Source organism: Methylophaga sp. UBA3613 (assembly GCF_002375415.1).
In the GTDB taxonomy this organism is placed as follows: domain Bacteria; phylum Pseudomonadota; class Gammaproteobacteria; order Nitrosococcales; family Methylophagaceae; genus Methylophaga.
Window position 1 is genome coordinate 266,991 of sequence record NZ_DFLS01000005.1, and the last position, 16,431, is coordinate 283,421.

Sequence of the window (16,431 nt, forward strand, 5' to 3'; positions counted from 1 at the left end):
CCTAGTGATCATGGCTGGCGCCGGATTTAAGCATCTCGGCCTTGAGCAGAAAACTGTTTGTCGTCACATACTGGCTGCCTGGTTTTAACCCCGAAAGCACTTCGATATAGTCCGCTCCCCGTTTGCCAAACGTAAGCATTCTGACTTCAAAAGTATTGCCATTTTGGACAAACACCACCGGCATATCCCGATAACTTTGAATGGCGCTGTGTTTTACTGCCAGCTCCGCAGGGTATTGTTCAACTGTCACTTCAGCGTTGACATGCATGCCGGGTCGCCAATGCCCTTCTGCATTGGTAATTTCAGCACGAGCCCGGGCAATGTGACCTCCGGTCATTTTGGGAGAGATGTAGCTAATTTTTCCCTCAGCTGATTCATGTTGATGTAAATCCTTTACCTTGACCGGCATACCGACCCGTAATTGTTCGATATCAGCTGGGAACATCGACAGCTCAACCCAGACTCGGGATAAATCACTGACTTCCAGCAAACTGCCCATATCAGTGTGATCACCGGCATTGGCCATACGCCGGGTGACCTCACCTTTGGCCGGACTGCGGATAGAGTAGTTTTGCAAAGTGGTTTGATTACGCACGGTCACTAACACCTGACCTTTTTTGACTTTATCGCCGGTATTAACCATCACCGATTCAATAATGCCGGGGTACGGCGCATGCACCCGATACTGGCGGTCCTCCGCTACACTGACTACACCATAGAGGGAATTGGTTATTGATAGGGTTTGTGGTCCAGCTGACTCAGTTTCTATTCCTGCCAGCGTTATCATGCGATCCGATATCGTGCTGCGACCTTCAAAACTTTCATAGTGCCAATGATGGGACTTACCCTGATATTCGGCTTCCACAACCACTTCAAATGAATGTGGTTCGTCTATAACCGTATCCCCTAACAGATAATCAGCTTCGGTCGTAAAGTCGATAAGACTCTGTTCATCGTCCAGCCGAGTTAAGGTTACCGTTAAATTGATCTGCTGAGGATCGACTGGCTTTCCATTTTCATAGGCATAAACCCGCATTTCCGGCGGTACGCCCTGTTCATAAATGGTTATTTCTACCGCAAAGTTTTCATTTTCCAATAACCTTCCGCCATGCGGTCCTTCCAAGGTTTCTTCGTGATCATGCGGTTCACTATGAGCATGATCGGTCGCCGCTAGAACCACTGAACTCGACAGTGCCAGCAGGCTAAAAAATAAGATGATTAATTTCATTGGACTATTCCTGATAACTGGCGGTAAAGATTGATCGGCTTAAAGGCATCCCGGTTAACCGTTCCAGTTCAAGTAACTGGGTATGCACAGCGGTTTGTGCTTCAATCAGATCACGTTCAACAGTGAATGCTTCGCGTTGCGCATCAATCCATTGCAAGACGTTGTATTGTCCTGATTGATAACCGGTTTCGGTTTGTTTCAGCAGCTCCTGAGTCAAAGGCGTCAGTGTTTTTTGTAGCCGATCAATTTGTTGATGGTTATTCAGCATGGCCTGATAGATTTCCAATAAAGCCATCCGTGATTCAGTTTGGGTCAGCTGTTGCTGCAAAATTCCGGCTTCATAGTCCGCGTGGGCGGCGGCGATATTGCCCTGATTACGGTCGTAAAACTGCAACGGCATCGAAAAACTGAACACCAAAGCATTATCGTTTTGCCCTTCAAGACGTCGAACACCGGCGCCAAAGCTTAAATCAGCTCTGGATTTGGCTTCACTCAGACGTAATTGGGCTTCACGCAAGCGGATTAAGCTATGGCTCTGTAAGAAGGCCGGGGAATGCAGAATGGCCTGTTCCAAGGTATTCTGTTCTGGCAAAGTTGGCAGTTGCTTCAATTGCCCTTCCAGTTCGGCAAAATCGACTTCTTCTCCCCAACTGGCTGCAACTTGCTGATAAGCAAGTTTGCGTTGTCCATTTAGCTGTTACTGTCTGGATTCAGAACGTTCAAGCAACAGTTGCATACGTAAAACATCTGCCTGACCAACCGCTCCGGCGGCAGCCCGTTTTTGTATAACCTCCAGGGCCTGCTGCTCAATCTGAATACGCTTCTGGTTCCAGCTTAATAAAGCATCTATTCTTAATGCCTGCAGATATTTAGCGGTCACATCAGAAAGCGTGTCCAGACGCTGGATCTCAAATTGCTGTTGCAATTGATTGGATTTGGCATCGACCAGATCGACGCGTTTTTGCCGTTTATCGCCCATTTCAACAAGCTGGCTTAACGATAAAGTGAATTCCGCACCGGAAAGACCCCGGCTATTGCCGGTACCCAGCACATTTTCCAAATCTGCCTGTAATTGCGGATTGGGTGGCAACCCAGCCTGTAGCTTCTGCGCTTCGAGTGCACGTTGCTGATAGGGAAACTGTTGTAGTCTCGGGCTTTGTAATAACGTGCGCTCTAGCGCTGTGGCCAGATTCAGACTTGTTTGTTTATCTGCGTGCACGGCTGACGCCGCCAACAATAAAGAGGTCAGCAACAGCGGCATCAATACCCTGTCAGCGAGCGAATTTATTTGATAATTCATGATGAACTCCATAACACCACCAGCTGAAAAGCCAGCAGCTAAACATTAAATTGTTTAAAACGTTATGAAGTTAAGCGTTAGGGGGAGGTAACAGAGGGGAATAATACAAAGTAACCAGCTGACTGCTAGTGGCGTTGGCAACGGCATCAGCCGTCCGCGCCTGAAAAAATAGTGAATAACTGACTAAATCTGCAACCAGGTGCAGATGCAGATGATGATCATGATCAATATCCTCATGCTGATAGTCGTGATCAGCATGACTATGCGCAATGCTTAAATGGGCTGAATAATGATCATCTGGGAGGTGAGCAACGGACGCAGTAACGCCACTGACCATCAATAAATTGATGATAACAAAGATAGCGGTCAGTATGCGTAAGCGGTTAACCATAAAGCAATTCTAGCGTGATTGCATCGTTAAAGTCAGCCTTTTAACAACACGGCATTATCAGGAATATTCTGTTTCAATATTTCACAGTCACCCTGGGCCGGTTGCTGATCGGGAGCACGGTTTTTGTACCAGATACGGCAAAAACCCGGTGAGGGTATATATTCAGCAGGTACTGCGCTGGATGATCCCGAATAACGATCACTGTTGACTACACTATAAGCAGCACAACTACTCATAGCCGCCAGTATCGGTAATATCAGTAGTCGTTGAAGACAGGTTATCGTTAATTTCATCTTGTTATTCCTTAGCAATGTCTGGCTATTGAACATCCGACAGTTTCGCGGCTTTTGCAGCCGGTCTATCAACGCAAGTAAAGGCAATTAAGTTGGCAAAAAAACCAACAACCAAAGCATCAATCTGCCATGGCTGCTGTAATACCGCATTCCAGACAATGGCAGAACCGATTCCAGCCACCGCTCCTGCAATAAACCGTTTACGACTTACATAACAGCCCAGAATCGCCATCGTCAAAGGCACTAATACAGTTGGCGCCCAAAAGTTATACGCATAAATCAGAATATCGATCACGCTATCAATCGATAAAGCAAAAACCATTGAAGCAATGCCCACCAGTAATGTGACCACACGAGCGAGCATTAATTCTACTGTAGCCGTTAATGGTGTTTTGCGTAATGGCCTGACAATATCATTACTAAAGGCAATTGATGCCGAATTTAAAAACGAATCTGCTGAAGACATAATGATAGACACAATGGCTGCTGCCACAATACCTTGCAGGATTGGTGGCACAGCCTGTTGAATGACATAAGGCATCGCTAAATTAGCATCTAAAGAAGGCTGCATGGCTAATGCCACTAAACCAATCAAACCGGTGATGGCAAAAAATGGGATCGAGAACAATCCGCTTAATAATGACCCACGAATAACATCTTTACTGCTTTTACCAATTAACAACCGTTGCAGATAGGGTGGTACCAAGGTTTCACCCAGCATGAAAGTCATAAATAACGATAATAATGCAATAACTGCCAACGGTTCTGTGGGCAAGGTAAAGTGCGTTGCAGGTAAATTGTTTTGCATGGCTTGCCAGCCGCCAACATGCTGTAAACCAAAATATAATGTCATGGGAATGCCGAACGCCAGCACGATAAATTGAATAATATCGGTCCAGACTACGGAACGCATTCCACCAACCGTTGAATAGGCGATAACGATGCCGCAACCGATTAATACACCCCACACACGATCAACATCAAGAAACAGGTTAAACACATACCCCATAGCACCAATTTGGGCACCAAGGATCCCCGCACATAGAGCGAGCGAAAATACACCACTGAAGAGTCGAGCGCCTTTACCGTAATGTTCATCCATAATATCGCCCACTGAAATGGCATTTGGATAACGCATCATTTGCGGAGCAATATATCGAGCGACCAGAATTTCTTTTATGCTAAAGCCCCATAAGGCAACAATATTACTGATGCCAACCAGAAATACCTTTTCAGCATTTCCCATGGAAAAACCACCACCGATAAATGATGCCGATAAAGTGGCAAATATCACCAGCATGCCAAAAGATTTTCCTGCCAGAGCATACTCGTGCATGGTTTTTATGCCCCGTCCGGCCCACAAGCCTATAAGCAATACAAAAAACAGGTAAATAATTACAACAAGGGTTTCCATATCCACTTATCCAAGAAAATGAAGTTTGGTAGAAGCTTACGTGTTTTTCAGGCATTAAAAAACCACCCGAGCACAATGTCTGGGGTGGTTTTAATTAAACTTGTAGTATGTAGCGTTAACTTCTTGTCATACTTTCACGTTAATGATATTGCCTAAATTTCCCTGCGGCACTGGAACTGCATCCAGTAACTTCAATACCGCCTGGCCTTGGGCCTCAATCTGATCATTGCTGAGTTTAAGCGTCGCAACCATTTGTTGCTGGGCAGACTGCTGAACGGACAACTGACTTGCCATTGCAGCAACATTTGTTGTATCCATTATGCCTCCCTAAAAACTTATCTAAATGCTATATCGGCAGCTTATTTCAAAACTTTATCGGCAATTTGTTCTACAACAAACCCCAACACCTGCCGTATTTCATTTCGTGGCTGATCTTCCATCTCAGCAATCTCAGCAGCTGAGTGACCTGCAGACCAATGTTGGCGGACAATACGCATTTTTTCAGCCGTTAATGAACTGAGCACTTCTGCTGTCATTTGATCCTCTATAAATTCAGGATCGACTTCACTTAGTTCCAGCTCACCGGTTACCGGCATTCTATCCTGCTGTCCCCATCTTTCAAGTAACAGACCCGCCTTGCTAATCCGTTCCTTACGCTGGTGTTGCAACGCTTCAATCCGCACTTTACCAGCAGTACGATTCAGTTTTTTTCCCACAGCACACCTGCCTGACGTCAATGAACTGAATGTTAATAACTTTTGATGACCAGCGAATTAGCGGGTCAGAAAAGCATTATTTTTCTTCAAAGAAACGCTTAAATACGTCTTTTGCCTTATTACGCGTATCCTCATTGTAACCGACAACCAACCCGGCAAGTAAAGTCGCTAAAACCGATTTACCAGGATGCTGATGTACAAACTTGCTGAGCGCAGGAGTAATAACTGCTTGCAGCACATTCTCCAAATCATCTACATCGGGTTTATTGGAGGTCTGGAAACTTGGTGATGCTTGTTTTGTGCGGTAAACAGCAAACTTTGCTACCAACATCACCAGTATGGCAGTTAACACATAACCACCCGCGGTGATGATGGCAGCAATATCTGGTGGATAATAAATCAATAACGCAAGATAAACAGCAAAACCAGCGAAGCCAAGGGCAAATATGCCTAGCAGTGTTGCTACTGCTAGCGCGACAGTATTAATTTGTACTCTTGATCGCCAGCCCATATATTTCTCCTGTGGCTTGTTTCCATTATAGTTGAGATGGGAATGGAATTACCGATCCAAAATTTTACCGAGAACCAAACCAACACCAAAGGCGACAGCCATACTACTGTAAGGGTGGCTCTCTACTTCGCTTTGGACTTTGCCAAACGACTCTTTCACTTGGTCCTGTGCTTGTCCTGCTGCGACTTTAACACGGTCCTGGCTCTCTTTGGCATAAGCGGAGGTCATCTCTCTTAACGTCTTTGTAACTTCTGCAAAATCCTTACGTAAGTTATCCAGTTGTTCCTGAAGTTCCTGATTACTAGCTTGAGTTGCCATTTGACTATCTCCTTGAATTAGTTTTACTGATTGATACCGCTATATCTTAGACACCGGTGTTAACCCGATTACTTCAAAATTAATCGGTTGCCTCTTCTATTGCGTCTCCACTTTCTTCAACGCTTTCATCGATGGCCTCACCTGCTTCTTCTGCTGGACCTTGATCCTCACACGCTGTGAGAAAACCTGCACCAGATAAAACAAAAGCCATTAACAAGACTTTGGATAAAAAGCGAAATGAATTTGAATCGGTATTTTGGAACATAATCATTTACCTCATATTAAAGAAATTAAACATCGTAAAAAGTGTATAAATTGATTATAAATTTTGAATCAGTGAAACATCTTTCGATTCACTTTTTCAAGTGTACTCTCAAGCTAACTTTTTGAGTTAAATTTCGCTTTAACCTGTGTTAAGGAGCTTTTTTTTTAAAAATCCTATGGTGTAACTCCATTCAACTCTAACAAGGACATACCATGATTAGTTGGGCGTTAACATTTCTTATTATTGCAATTATTGCCGGTGTTTTAGGCTTAAGTGGTGTTGCAGGAACTGCAAGCAGTATTGCATGGATTCTATTTGTGATCGGTTTGGTGCTTGCACTGATATTTTTTATCACCGGCCGTAGACCACCACTTTAACTTAACCCAATCTCCAACGATTTAAAAATTTAAATAAATAATACAAAAAATAAGGGTTAGATTATAAATCTGATCCTAGTAATAGCGCAGGATCGAAATGAGATAAAGTCACCCCAGCCATTTAATTTATTTGGTAGGCTATGCTCACCAAATTGTTAGATGGTTACCTTTTGGCACCGCCCGTTTTTCGGGTGGTGTCTTTTTTTTGGATTAACGCTAATTTATTAGATTGACTTCGCATATTTCCGGGGTATATTTCATCCCCATCATATTATCTTATGTTGATATTAGGAACGCTTATGAGCTCACCTTTGACTGAGAGTTGTATAGTTCATCAGTTTCAAAAATTCGCTGATCTCAACCAACATGAAATCAGTTTGTTACAAGCATTGGAAAAAGATCCCCGAAATTTTGAGGCCGATCAGCCAATGGCTATAGAAGGCGGCAAAGCCGAACGTTTTTTCACTCTCCAGTCAGGCTGGGCCTGTGCCATGCGCACACTTGCTGATGGACAACGTCAGGTATTGGATATTTTCCTGCCAGGCCAGATTCTAGGTCTGCGTGAAATCAGTTTTGATCGAAACCTTTCAGAATTCCGTACATTGACGGAAGTAAGAGCCTGCCCGTTTCCACGCCAGCGTCTGACTGAAATTTTCGATCAAGCGCCTCGGTTGACCGATTTATTTTTTTTGATCCTTGCCCGGGAGCAATCCATGCTGATTGAGCGGGTCATTAATATCGGCCGACGCAGCGCCGTGGAGCGGCTGGCTCACTTTATTGTGGAGATGAAAGTAAGGCTCAATGTCGAAGCTGACAAATTTGAATTACCCATGAATCAAACGATTATTGGTGATACCTTAAGCCTGTCTTCAGTACATGTAAGTCGTACCTTTAAAGTACTGCGTGATGAGGGGTTACTTGAGTCGAATAATGGCGATATTCATATTCTGGATCTGGAAGGTCTTATAGATATTTCTGGGTTTGATCGTAATTATTTAGAAAGTCATTCCAACTGGGCCAGAGAAGACTAAACCTTACCTAAACGCTCGATAACAGTCACATCATCGATGGAATCAACGTCAGCTAACACCCCTCTTTCAATTGTCAAAATTTTGTGAATCTTATCCACTTCTCGCTGTAACAGGTTTTTGGCACCTGTATCACCCTCTAACGCCATCAGCTCATCTTTATAAACGCTATTAAATCCCACCGGGTGACCACGTTGATCATCATAATAGGGTGCCGTAATGCCGGCACCCTGCTGTAAGCTCTCACAAATCTGCCGTAATACGGCGTGTGGAATTAGTGGCATATCGGCCAAACCGATGACCCAGCCACCAGCTCCCGCTGTTGCGGAGATGGCGGCTTTAAGACTGTGGCCCATACCATACATTGCCTGCTCGGCTTCAATCAGATTAATTTTTTCATGCTGTTGATCCGACCAGCTAATAATTGCCTCTTTTAACAACGGATTATCCGGCCGGATTACAATGCATAATTCATCAAACACAGAACACCACAATTGCAGCGTATGTTGAATCAATAGTTGCCTTTTGTTCGCTATCGTTAGCTCATGTAACAGTTTGTCCGCACCAAAACGTGATGATTGTCCAGCGGCCAGAATGATCCCGGTGGGAGCCGTTTGCTGATTCATTTAATTACACACAGATTGAACTTCTTCAGCCCTGAATGGCTTTCTGACCATTGTTGATCGTCTTAGCTGAATTAGCTCGGCTAATATGGCGATAGCAATTTCAGGCGGTGTTCGGCTGCCAATCGATAAACCTACTGGTCCATGCAATCGCTCAATTTCCATTGCCGACAAATCAAACATCGCCAAGCGTTGACGGCGATTGGCATTATTTTTTTTGCTTCCCAGAGCACCGACATAAAAAGCAGCTGACTTGAGCGCTTCCAATAACGCCATATCATCCAGTTTGGGATCATGTGTTAGTGCCACAATGGCGGTATGTGCATCTGGCTGCATGGCCAGCACTGCATCATCCGGCATTAGATTGAGCAGCTCTACTCCACCCACGTCCCAGCTTTCCCGCATTGCATCACGCGGCTCACAGATCGATACCTGATAATCCAGCGACTGTGCGATATTTGCCAGATAAGCCGATGTCTGACCTGCCCCAATAATCAATAATCGCCATCTTGGTCCATAAACTACAGATAGCTGCTGATCAGTGATTTGCACTGGAATATCAGTTGCTTTGGCATCGCTGCAATGGGTGTGTAGCGAAGAAAGGTTTAATTCACGTTTTATTAATCGATGGCCATTAATTGCATTGAGAATTTCAGCTACCCATACGCTATTTTTAACGGGCTCAACTACCAGCTCCAATGTGCCACCACAAGGCAGATTAAAGCGTTGAGCTTCATCCCGTGTTACGCCATACACCATTACTTTGGCCTGCTCTGTTGGCAATTCACCTGACACCGCTTTATTGGCCAGATCATCTTCAATACAGCCTCCGGAAACCGATCCGACCAACACACCATCACTGCGTAAAACCAGCATGGCGCCCGGTTGACGCGGGCTGGATCCGAAGGTTTTCACCACCGTCACCAGCCATACCGTCAAATCGGCTTCCAGCCATTTCTGCAGTGTTTTAAAGACTGAAAGATCGACACTGTCCATAATCAGCTTTCCAGTTGATAGCGAATAGGTAAGTTACGGATCCGCTTACCGGTCGCAGCAAAAATAGCATTGCATAATGCTGGCGCAATCGGCGGTAGGCCTGGTTCACCTATCCCACCTAATGGCTGGCTGAAATCTTCCATCGGCAACAAATGCACATGAATTTCGCGAGGCGATTCATTCATTCGAGTCACTTGATAACTATCAAAATTATCCTGTTCAACCGCACCGTCTTTAAAACTGATTTCACCGACGGTGGCCAGGCTGACACCCATGATGCAGGCCCCTTCCATCTGTGAGCGTATTCGCTCCGGGTTTACCTGAGGCCCACAATCCACAGCAATATCTATTCTAGGGATGGTTAATTCACCCTCATCAGAAACTTCTACCTCTACAATAGCGGCGGTATAACTGACAAAACTGTAATGCGTTGCCAGCCCTAACCCTCGCCCAGCCGGTAAGTCACGTCCCCAGTTGGCTTTTTCACATACCGCTTCGACTACCCGGCGTAATCTGCCTGTGTCTAAAGGATATTTTTCCGGCGATTCCCCATAATTCCATTCATCGTTCAGCTCAACCGGATTAATTTTCCGTGCCGGTCCAATCAGTTCCAATAAAAATGCTTTGTGATTACGATCCAAATCATGGGCCATTTCAGCGATAAAGGATTGGATCGCAAACGCCCGTGGAATATTGGCCACCGAACGGAACCAGCCAATCCGGGTATGAGCTTTGGCTTCCGGGTTTTCTATTTGAACGTTGTCGATTGCAAACGGGATATTCATTACCCCCATCCCCAGTTCAATCGGCATTTGATGAACTGAAGACGCATCAAAAGTTGATGATATTGAGGGTGCTACAGTGCGATGTAACCATGCTGTGGTTCTACCATCAGCATTCACCGCGGCTTCAAGATGTTCTATTGAAACAGTATGCAGATAGCCATTGTGTATATCGTCTTCACGAGACCAGGTAACCTGTACAGCACGACCCTCCATTGCTTTGGAAAGTAATGCGGCTTCGACCAAATAGTCGGGCTTAGATTTACGACCAAAGCCACCCCCCAATAATGTGACATGAATGGTGACATCTTCTGGTGACATTTCCAGCCATTTGGCAACGGTATCTTTACTGGCTTGCGGTGCCTGGGTGGGTGCCCACACTTCACATTTGCCATCCTGAATTCGGGCTGTAGCAACGGGAGGTTCCATTGGTGCCTGAGACAGATGCGGAATGTAATAATCTGCTTTGTAAGTTTTATCTGCCGTTTCTAACGCTTTTGCAACATCACCACTGCTACGGAGTACTTTTCCGCCAGAATTTGAAGCGGCTTCCAGCATTTTCTGGCGGTATTCATCAGTGTTATAACTGGCATTTTCGCCATGATCCCACTCGATTTTCAGCTTTTCACGCCCTTGCATGGCCGCCCAGGTATTTTCAGCAATCACGGCCACACCGCCTAAAGGATTAAATACAGCAGGTGGTGGGCTGCCTTCCAAGGTAACGACTTTAATCACGCCGGGGACTTTCATGGCTTCACTGTCATCAAACGACTTTACTTTGCCACCATAAACCGGAGGCCGGGCAATTACCGCATGCACCATCCCGTCAACTTGCACATCAATACCGTAGATAGCTTTGCCGGTAACAATATCTTCACCATCAATCAGCCTGGTAGATTGTTTACCGATATAACGGAACTGATCCGGGGTTTTTAAACGCAATGTTTCGCGTTCTGGAACATCCAATGCTGCGGCGGCTTTTGCTAACTCTCCGTAACCCAGTACTTTGCCGGAAGGCCGATGTTTGATTTGGTGATTTTCAGCGAAAACCTCATCAACACCCACACCCCAATGAGCTGCCGCAGCCGCCTCCAGCATCATTCTGGCTGCTGCACCTACATTTCGCATCGGCATAAAGAAGTGTCTTACACTGCGTGAGCCATCGGTATCCTGATTTCCATAACGTTCTTCATCACCAGGGGCCTGGATAACGTTGACCTGATCCCAGTCAGCTTCAAGTTCATCAGCCACGACCATCGGCAGGCTGGTGCGCACCCCCTGCCCCATTTCTGAACGATGACTGACAATCGTTACACTGCCATCTTCTGCTATCGCAACAAATATCAATGGATTATCGACCCAGCCATGAGGCATGGCGTCTCGTCCATATTTAGGTGCTTCTTCATCTTCTGCAAAACCACTAAAAGGCATGCCTACAGCTAATACAAAGCCCGTTAAGGCAAAGCCTTTTAACAGATTACGGCGACTGATATTAGTGATTTCAGTTTGCAGGCTTTCATTTTTCAGTGAGGTATTCATTGGGCACCTCCGTTGTTGGTGGCTGCCAATTTAATCGCATCTCGTATTCGGTTATATGTGCCACATCGACAGATATTGCCACTCATCGCATTATCAATATCAGCATCACTTGGGTCCGGATTATCGCGTAATAAAGCGGTAGCAGAGACCACTTGACCAGACTGACAATAACCACATTGCGGCACACCAAGCTCTACCCAGGCCTGCTGAATTGCCTGGCCAACTTTATCTTTACTGATGGCTTCCACGGTAGTGATTTGTTTGCCTTGTGCTGCTTTTATCGGGGTTGAACAGGAACGAATTGGCTGGCCATCGAGCATTACAGTACACGCACCGCACAGTGCTTTTCCGCAACCAAATTTAGTGCCGGTCATACCCAGCACATCGCGTAAAGTCCAAAGAATGGGCATTTCTTCAGGCAAATTAACTTCATGGCTCTCGCCATTGACTGATAATTTCATGAGAGCTTTTCCTGTAATTAATGAAAACGTAACGGGCCTTAGAGCTTGTTAAGTCTCAAGTCCTTGGTTCTGCTGACAACGTTATCAGCTGCATATTATGGTTAGATTAACGGTACAAATTTATCGTAAAGTTGCATATAAAAGCTGTTGGACTGGCTAAGATTTAGTCACCATCGATTCCAACATGCCATTCACGATACGAGGAGCTTCATCGGTTTTGGTGCCACGAAATGTTGAGACCAAAAGTTTGGCTTCGTTATAAGCGGTATCAATTTCCTGACGAAATAGCTCCCGGAAACGCTTGCCACCCATGATAAAAGAACCTTGTTGCTGAGCTATCTGCTCAAAAATCTGGTTTTCAGTAGCATTATGACTTTGCACGATTAATTGTCCTGCCAGACGACTGAATACTGGAACGGCCATAACAAAGGTAATCAGTTTGTTGACTTCTCTCGGACTGCGTTGTTTCCAGTACTGGGCATACGAAGAAATTTTACGAAAAGTACGCCAGTCCACGTCGGTCAGTTGGGCTATTGGTCCAGAAGGCTGCGCGCCATCAAACAAATGCTCCAGATCCACACAAAAGGCATGATAATCCGGTAACGCGGCCAATGACAGTTGAGTCGCTATATTGGCGATATCTGCCTCCAATTCTTCACGGGGTTCCAGCGTCCGGTCATAAAAAATAACAGATGAATGGAACTCTAAAGTATTGCTGTCCTGCCAGAAACGGATAGCCTTCAGCTTCGGATGAAACTCCGCGATCACCGCCACCGAGGCAAAAAGTTGATCCAGATTATCCATATCGCCAGTTCTCTAATAATCACTATCTCTGGGACAGAACAATAACTAAAAATGTTCAGCAGGCGCAGCAAGCAAACATAAAAAAATCCCGATGATCAGCATCGGGATTTTTTATCCGGCGCTACAGGTTAATCAATTCAGGACTTTTAAAGCAGCGTCATAATTCGGTTCATCAGCAGTTTCAGCTACCTGTTCGGTGTAAATAACTTTACCGTTTTCATCAATGACAACTACAGCACGGGATAACAGACCTTTTAACGGTCCGGTTTTAACCGTAACGCCATAGTCTTCACCAAAACTTGAACGGAATGCTGAACCAACCTCAACCTTATGCAGGCCTTCAGCACCACAGAAGCGGGCCAAAGCGAAAGGCAGGTCTTTTGAGATACAGACTACCGTGGTGTTATCAAGCGCCGTAGCTTTTTGATTAAATTGACGAACTGACATTGCACAGGTGTCAGTATCAATGGATGGAAAAATATTCAGTACGATGCGACCACTGATATCCGTTAAATTCAGATCAGACAGATCGTCTTTTACTACTGAAAAATTAGGCGCTTTATCGCCCACTTTTGGCAGATTACCCACGGTCTCAAATGGATTTCCTTTCAAAGTAACTGTTGCCATGATGTTCCTCCTTACTAATTATCAAACAGAACAGCGAGCCTACACCCAAGCATTGGGAAGTCAAATCTATGCATATCGGCAGAAGAAAACCCACTCGCTAATGTGAAGCCCTATAGTGACTCCACCCTAGAGACGAAGAATAGTATTGTCTTTAACCTTGGTTAACCGGGTTGGTTTCGAATTAAGCATACTGACATGTACAGCTTGCAAATTTACGCCTACATTTTAAAAGATACTGCGATGTATCCTACCCCTCAAAATATACCGTCATAAATCTCAAATCAGTAAGCTATATAAATGTTGGATCATGTATAAATTTTCCAATATAAACAATAGGGTGTAAGCTCAGAACTAGCGGTTAACAGCGGGCAAAATTCCCGTGGCAGTCTGGTGTATAGTCAAAAAATCTTATTGATAATGAGCTCGGGAGGCAAATAGCCATGGCCAGTGTAATGAAAACCACCCATCACGGCGGCTGTCCGCATGACTGCCCTGATACCTGTTCAATGGTATATGAAGTCGAAAACGGTCAGTTAATCTCAGTTCGTGGTAATCCCGAGCATCCAATGACGCGTGGTGGATTGTGCGTCAAACTCAAAGATTACGAAAAACGTCATTATCATCCCGATCGCGTTTTACATCCGATGCGTCGAGTTGGCCCTAAAGGCAGTGGTCAGTTTGAACAAATCAGCTGGGATGACGCACTGACCGAAATCACCGACCGCTGGAAAGCGATTATTGAAGAATATGGCCCACAAGCCATTATCCCTTATAGCTATCTCGGCAATCAGGGCCTGGTACACGGGTTAAACGGTGGTGATGCTTTCTTCAACAAAATGGGTGCCACAGTTTGTGAGCGGACTTTTTGTGGTGAAGGCTCATGCACTGCATGGTTGTTAACCGTCGGTCCGACGGCCGGTGTGGACCCCGAAAGTTTTATTCATTCCAAGTACATCATCATCTGGGGCTGTAACTCCGTCAGCACCAATCTGCATCACTGGCATATTGTGAAAGATGCCCAGAAACGTGGTGCTAAAGTGATTGTTATCGATCCGTACAAATCCAAAACCGCTAAAGAAGCTGATTGGCATATTTCCCCAAGACCAGGCACCGATGGTGCTCTGGCTATGGCAATGATGCACACCATCATCGAAGAAGGCTTGGTAGATCAGGACTATGTTGATAACTACACCGTCGGTTATGAAGAATTAGCCGAACGGGCCAAACAAAGAACACCAGAATGGGCCGAAGAAATTACCGGAGTAAGCGCTCACAATATTCGTCAGTTAGCTCGCGAATTTGCCACCACGCAACCTGCAGCCATCCGTCTGGGTGTTGCCCTGGAACGTAATTATGGTGGTGGTCAGGCTATTCGTGCTATCAGCAGTTTACCGGCATTGGTGGGTGCATGGCGACATGTTGGCGGTGGCGCTTTACAGTTCCCGGTGTGGGAACATCCCTACAAATTTGATGTGATCTGCCGACCGGATTTAATCCCTGAAGGTACGCGGGTGATTAATGCCATTCAGATTGGCCGGGCCTTAACCAATGAAATGAATCTGGATATTCCGATCAAATCGATGATGTGCTGGAATGCCAATCCTGTTACCCAGGCGGCTGAAACAGACAAGATCGTGGCAGGACTGATGCGGGAAGATTTATTCTTGGTGTCAGCCGAACATTTTCTCTCAGATACGGCGTCATTTGCCGATATCGTTTTACCTGCATCGATGGGTGCCGAGATGGAAGATATGGTGTTGTCATGGGGCCATCTCTATCTTACCTACAACGAAAAATGTGTTGAGTCTCCCGGTGAAGCTATTCCTAATAATGAAATTTTCCGCCGGCTCGCAGCCAAAATGGGTTATGAAGAAGAAAACTTCAAATGGAATGACAGTGAGTGTCTGGAAAATTATGTGGACTGGGATTCTCCAGCCTGTGAAGGAATTGATTTAGCCTATCTGCGTGAACATGGTTATGCCCGCCTTAATGTTGGCACCCGAGATAACCGGGCACCGCACAAGGCCGGTAATTTTCCAACGGCTACCGGCAAATGTCATTTCCGTATTGATGATGCCACCAACTTTGTTGCCGGCCCATTCAGACAAATGTATGACGGTTTTCAGCCTGGTGAACCGCTGGATAGCCTGCCGGATTATGTGGCTTCAAGAGAAACACCACAGACCAATCCGGAACTGGCTAAACGTTTCCCCTTGAATATCATTTCACCGAAAAGTCATGGCTTTTTGAATTCCTGTTACGCCAACATAGACAACAAGCTTAAAGCACAAGGCGATCAGTTTGTCATGATCAGTGCTGCTGATGCCGATCTCAGACAGATCCAGCAGGGAGATACTGTTCGGGTATTTAATGACCGGGGTGGTTTTGATGCCAAGGCACAAATCACCGAAGATGTCAGCCCGGGTATTGTTGTAGCTACGCTGGGATATTGGCGTCAACGCAATAATGGCACAGTGAACTGTGTCAGTTCAGCAGAGTTTGTTGATATGGGGCATGCACCAACCTTCACCGATAATCTGGTGCAGGTGGAGGCTATTAGATAAATAAGCCCTAGGGCTTGTTTATCTTTCATATCCACCACTGCTGGCGGCTATTTTTGTGTCCGACAAGGCGGAAAGCACGCAGTGTAGCCTTCCTACATAAGTGATTGACAAATGAGTCTGGAACTCATTTGAACAGCTTAGCTGGCCGCGTAGCGGTGAAATACAGGGATGTATTTCATACAACGCAGGCGGCC

At 45.5% G+C, this 16,431-nt stretch carries 20 protein-coding genes; 3 read left to right on the forward strand and 17 right to left on the reverse strand.

Annotated elements, in window-relative coordinates:
- Position 1: 1 nt before the first annotated feature.
- The 11 genes from B3S93_RS06210 to B3S93_RS06260 all read right to left on the reverse strand — a co-directional run bounded on the left by B3S93_RS06210 (position 2) and on the right by B3S93_RS06260 (position 6,436).
- Positions 2 to 1,228, reverse strand: coding sequence for an efflux RND transporter periplasmic adaptor subunit (locus tag B3S93_RS06210; RefSeq protein WP_292403558.1), 1,227 nt, complete (start codon positions 1,226 to 1,228; stop codon positions 2 to 4).
- Positions 1,229 to 1,232: 4 nt separating this feature from the next.
- Positions 1,233 to 1,838, reverse strand: a complete 606-nt coding sequence (locus B3S93_RS06215) for a TolC family protein (RefSeq protein ID WP_292403555.1) — start codon at positions 1,836 to 1,838, stop codon at positions 1,233 to 1,235.
- Between the two features lie 87 nt (positions 1,839 to 1,925).
- Positions 1,926 to 2,528 carry a TolC family protein gene (locus B3S93_RS06220; RefSeq protein WP_292403552.1) on the reverse strand — a complete coding sequence of 201 codons (603 nt, stop codon included), beginning with the start codon at positions 2,526 to 2,528 and terminating at the stop codon, positions 1,926 to 1,928.
- Between the two features lie 70 nt (positions 2,529 to 2,598).
- Positions 2,599 to 2,919, reverse strand: coding sequence for a hypothetical protein (locus B3S93_RS06225; RefSeq protein WP_292403550.1), 321 nt, complete (start codon positions 2,917 to 2,919; stop codon positions 2,599 to 2,601).
- Positions 2,920 to 2,951: 32 nt separating this feature from the next.
- A complete protein-coding gene (locus tag B3S93_RS06230) occupies positions 2,952 to 3,212 on the reverse strand; it encodes a hypothetical protein (protein WP_292354299.1) in 261 nt (86 codons plus the stop codon).
- Between the two features lie 25 nt (positions 3,213 to 3,237).
- Positions 3,238 to 4,626 carry a sodium:solute symporter family protein gene (locus B3S93_RS06235; protein ID WP_292403547.1) on the reverse strand — a complete coding sequence of 463 codons (1,389 nt, stop codon included), beginning with the start codon at positions 4,624 to 4,626 and terminating at the stop codon, positions 3,238 to 3,240.
- A gap of 126 nt (positions 4,627 to 4,752) precedes the next feature.
- Entirely contained in the window at positions 4,753 to 4,944 is a 192-nt protein-coding gene (locus B3S93_RS06240; protein WP_292354295.1) for a YjfB family protein, read from the reverse strand.
- A gap of 41 nt (positions 4,945 to 4,985) precedes the next feature.
- Positions 4,986 to 5,342 (reverse strand): hypothetical protein, encoded by a 357-nt coding sequence (locus B3S93_RS06245; protein ID WP_292354293.1) that lies wholly within the window; start codon positions 5,340 to 5,342, stop codon positions 4,986 to 4,988.
- A 76-nt stretch (positions 5,343 to 5,418) separates the two neighbouring features.
- Positions 5,419 to 5,853: a phage holin family protein gene (locus tag B3S93_RS06250; RefSeq protein WP_292403544.1), complete on the reverse strand. Its 435-nt coding sequence runs from the start codon at positions 5,851 to 5,853 to the stop codon at positions 5,419 to 5,421.
- Positions 5,854 to 5,901: 48 nt separating this feature from the next.
- The gene (locus tag B3S93_RS06255; protein WP_292354289.1) at positions 5,902 to 6,171 is read right to left on the reverse strand and encodes a DUF883 family protein; all 270 of its coding nucleotides are present in this window, start codon (positions 6,169 to 6,171) and stop codon (positions 5,902 to 5,904) included.
- A gap of 79 nt (positions 6,172 to 6,250) precedes the next feature.
- Positions 6,251 to 6,436 (reverse strand): hypothetical protein, encoded by a 186-nt coding sequence (locus tag B3S93_RS06260; RefSeq protein ID WP_292354287.1) that lies wholly within the window; start codon positions 6,434 to 6,436, stop codon positions 6,251 to 6,253.
- Between the two features lie 212 nt (positions 6,437 to 6,648).
- On the opposite strand from B3S93_RS06260, the gene B3S93_RS06265 reads away from it, so the two are divergent.
- Both B3S93_RS06265 and B3S93_RS06270 read left to right on the forward strand, forming a co-directional pair.
- Positions 6,649 to 6,813 (forward strand): DUF1328 domain-containing protein, encoded by a 165-nt coding sequence (locus B3S93_RS06265; protein ID WP_292354285.1) that lies wholly within the window; start codon positions 6,649 to 6,651, stop codon positions 6,811 to 6,813.
- Positions 6,814 to 7,112: 299 nt separating this feature from the next.
- Positions 7,113 to 7,844 (forward strand): Crp/Fnr family transcriptional regulator, encoded by a 732-nt coding sequence (locus tag B3S93_RS06270; RefSeq protein WP_292354283.1) that lies wholly within the window; start codon positions 7,113 to 7,115, stop codon positions 7,842 to 7,844.
- Here the strand turns inward: B3S93_RS06270 and B3S93_RS06275 are convergent.
- The 6 genes from B3S93_RS06275 to tpx form a co-directional block, all read right to left on the reverse strand.
- Entirely contained in the window at positions 7,841 to 8,467 is a 627-nt protein-coding gene (locus B3S93_RS06275; RefSeq protein WP_292403541.1) for a nucleotidyltransferase family protein, read from the reverse strand. The two genes, B3S93_RS06270 and B3S93_RS06275, sit on opposite strands and share 4 nt — an antisense overlap.
- The gene (locus tag B3S93_RS06280) at positions 8,468 to 9,460 is read right to left on the reverse strand and encodes an XdhC family protein (RefSeq protein WP_292354279.1); all 993 of its coding nucleotides are present in this window, start codon (positions 9,458 to 9,460) and stop codon (positions 8,468 to 8,470) included. It abuts the gene before it with no gap.
- A gap of 2 nt (positions 9,461 to 9,462) precedes the next feature.
- The gene (locus B3S93_RS06285; protein WP_292403538.1) at positions 9,463 to 11,781 is read right to left on the reverse strand and encodes a xanthine dehydrogenase family protein molybdopterin-binding subunit; all 2,319 of its coding nucleotides are present in this window, start codon (positions 11,779 to 11,781) and stop codon (positions 9,463 to 9,465) included.
- Positions 11,778 to 12,242, reverse strand: a complete 465-nt coding sequence (locus B3S93_RS06290) for a (2Fe-2S)-binding protein (protein ID WP_292403535.1) — start codon at positions 12,240 to 12,242, stop codon at positions 11,778 to 11,780. Before B3S93_RS06290 ends, B3S93_RS06285 begins: the two co-directional genes overlap by 4 nt.
- A 156-nt stretch (positions 12,243 to 12,398) precedes the next feature.
- Positions 12,399 to 13,046 (reverse strand): hypothetical protein, encoded by a 648-nt coding sequence (locus B3S93_RS06295; RefSeq protein WP_292403532.1) that lies wholly within the window; start codon positions 13,044 to 13,046, stop codon positions 12,399 to 12,401.
- A gap of 132 nt (positions 13,047 to 13,178) precedes the next feature.
- Positions 13,179 to 13,673: a thiol peroxidase gene (tpx, locus tag B3S93_RS06300; protein WP_292403529.1), complete on the reverse strand. Its 495-nt coding sequence runs from the start codon at positions 13,671 to 13,673 to the stop codon at positions 13,179 to 13,181.
- 440 nt (positions 13,674 to 14,113) lie between these two features.
- Here tpx and B3S93_RS06305 point away from each other — a divergent pair, with 440 nt between their 5' ends.
- Complete coding sequence (locus B3S93_RS06305; protein ID WP_292748547.1) at positions 14,114 to 16,237, forward strand: molybdopterin-containing oxidoreductase family protein; 2,124 nt, start codon at positions 14,114 to 14,116, stop codon at positions 16,235 to 16,237.
- Positions 16,238 to 16,431 lie beyond the last annotated feature (194 nt).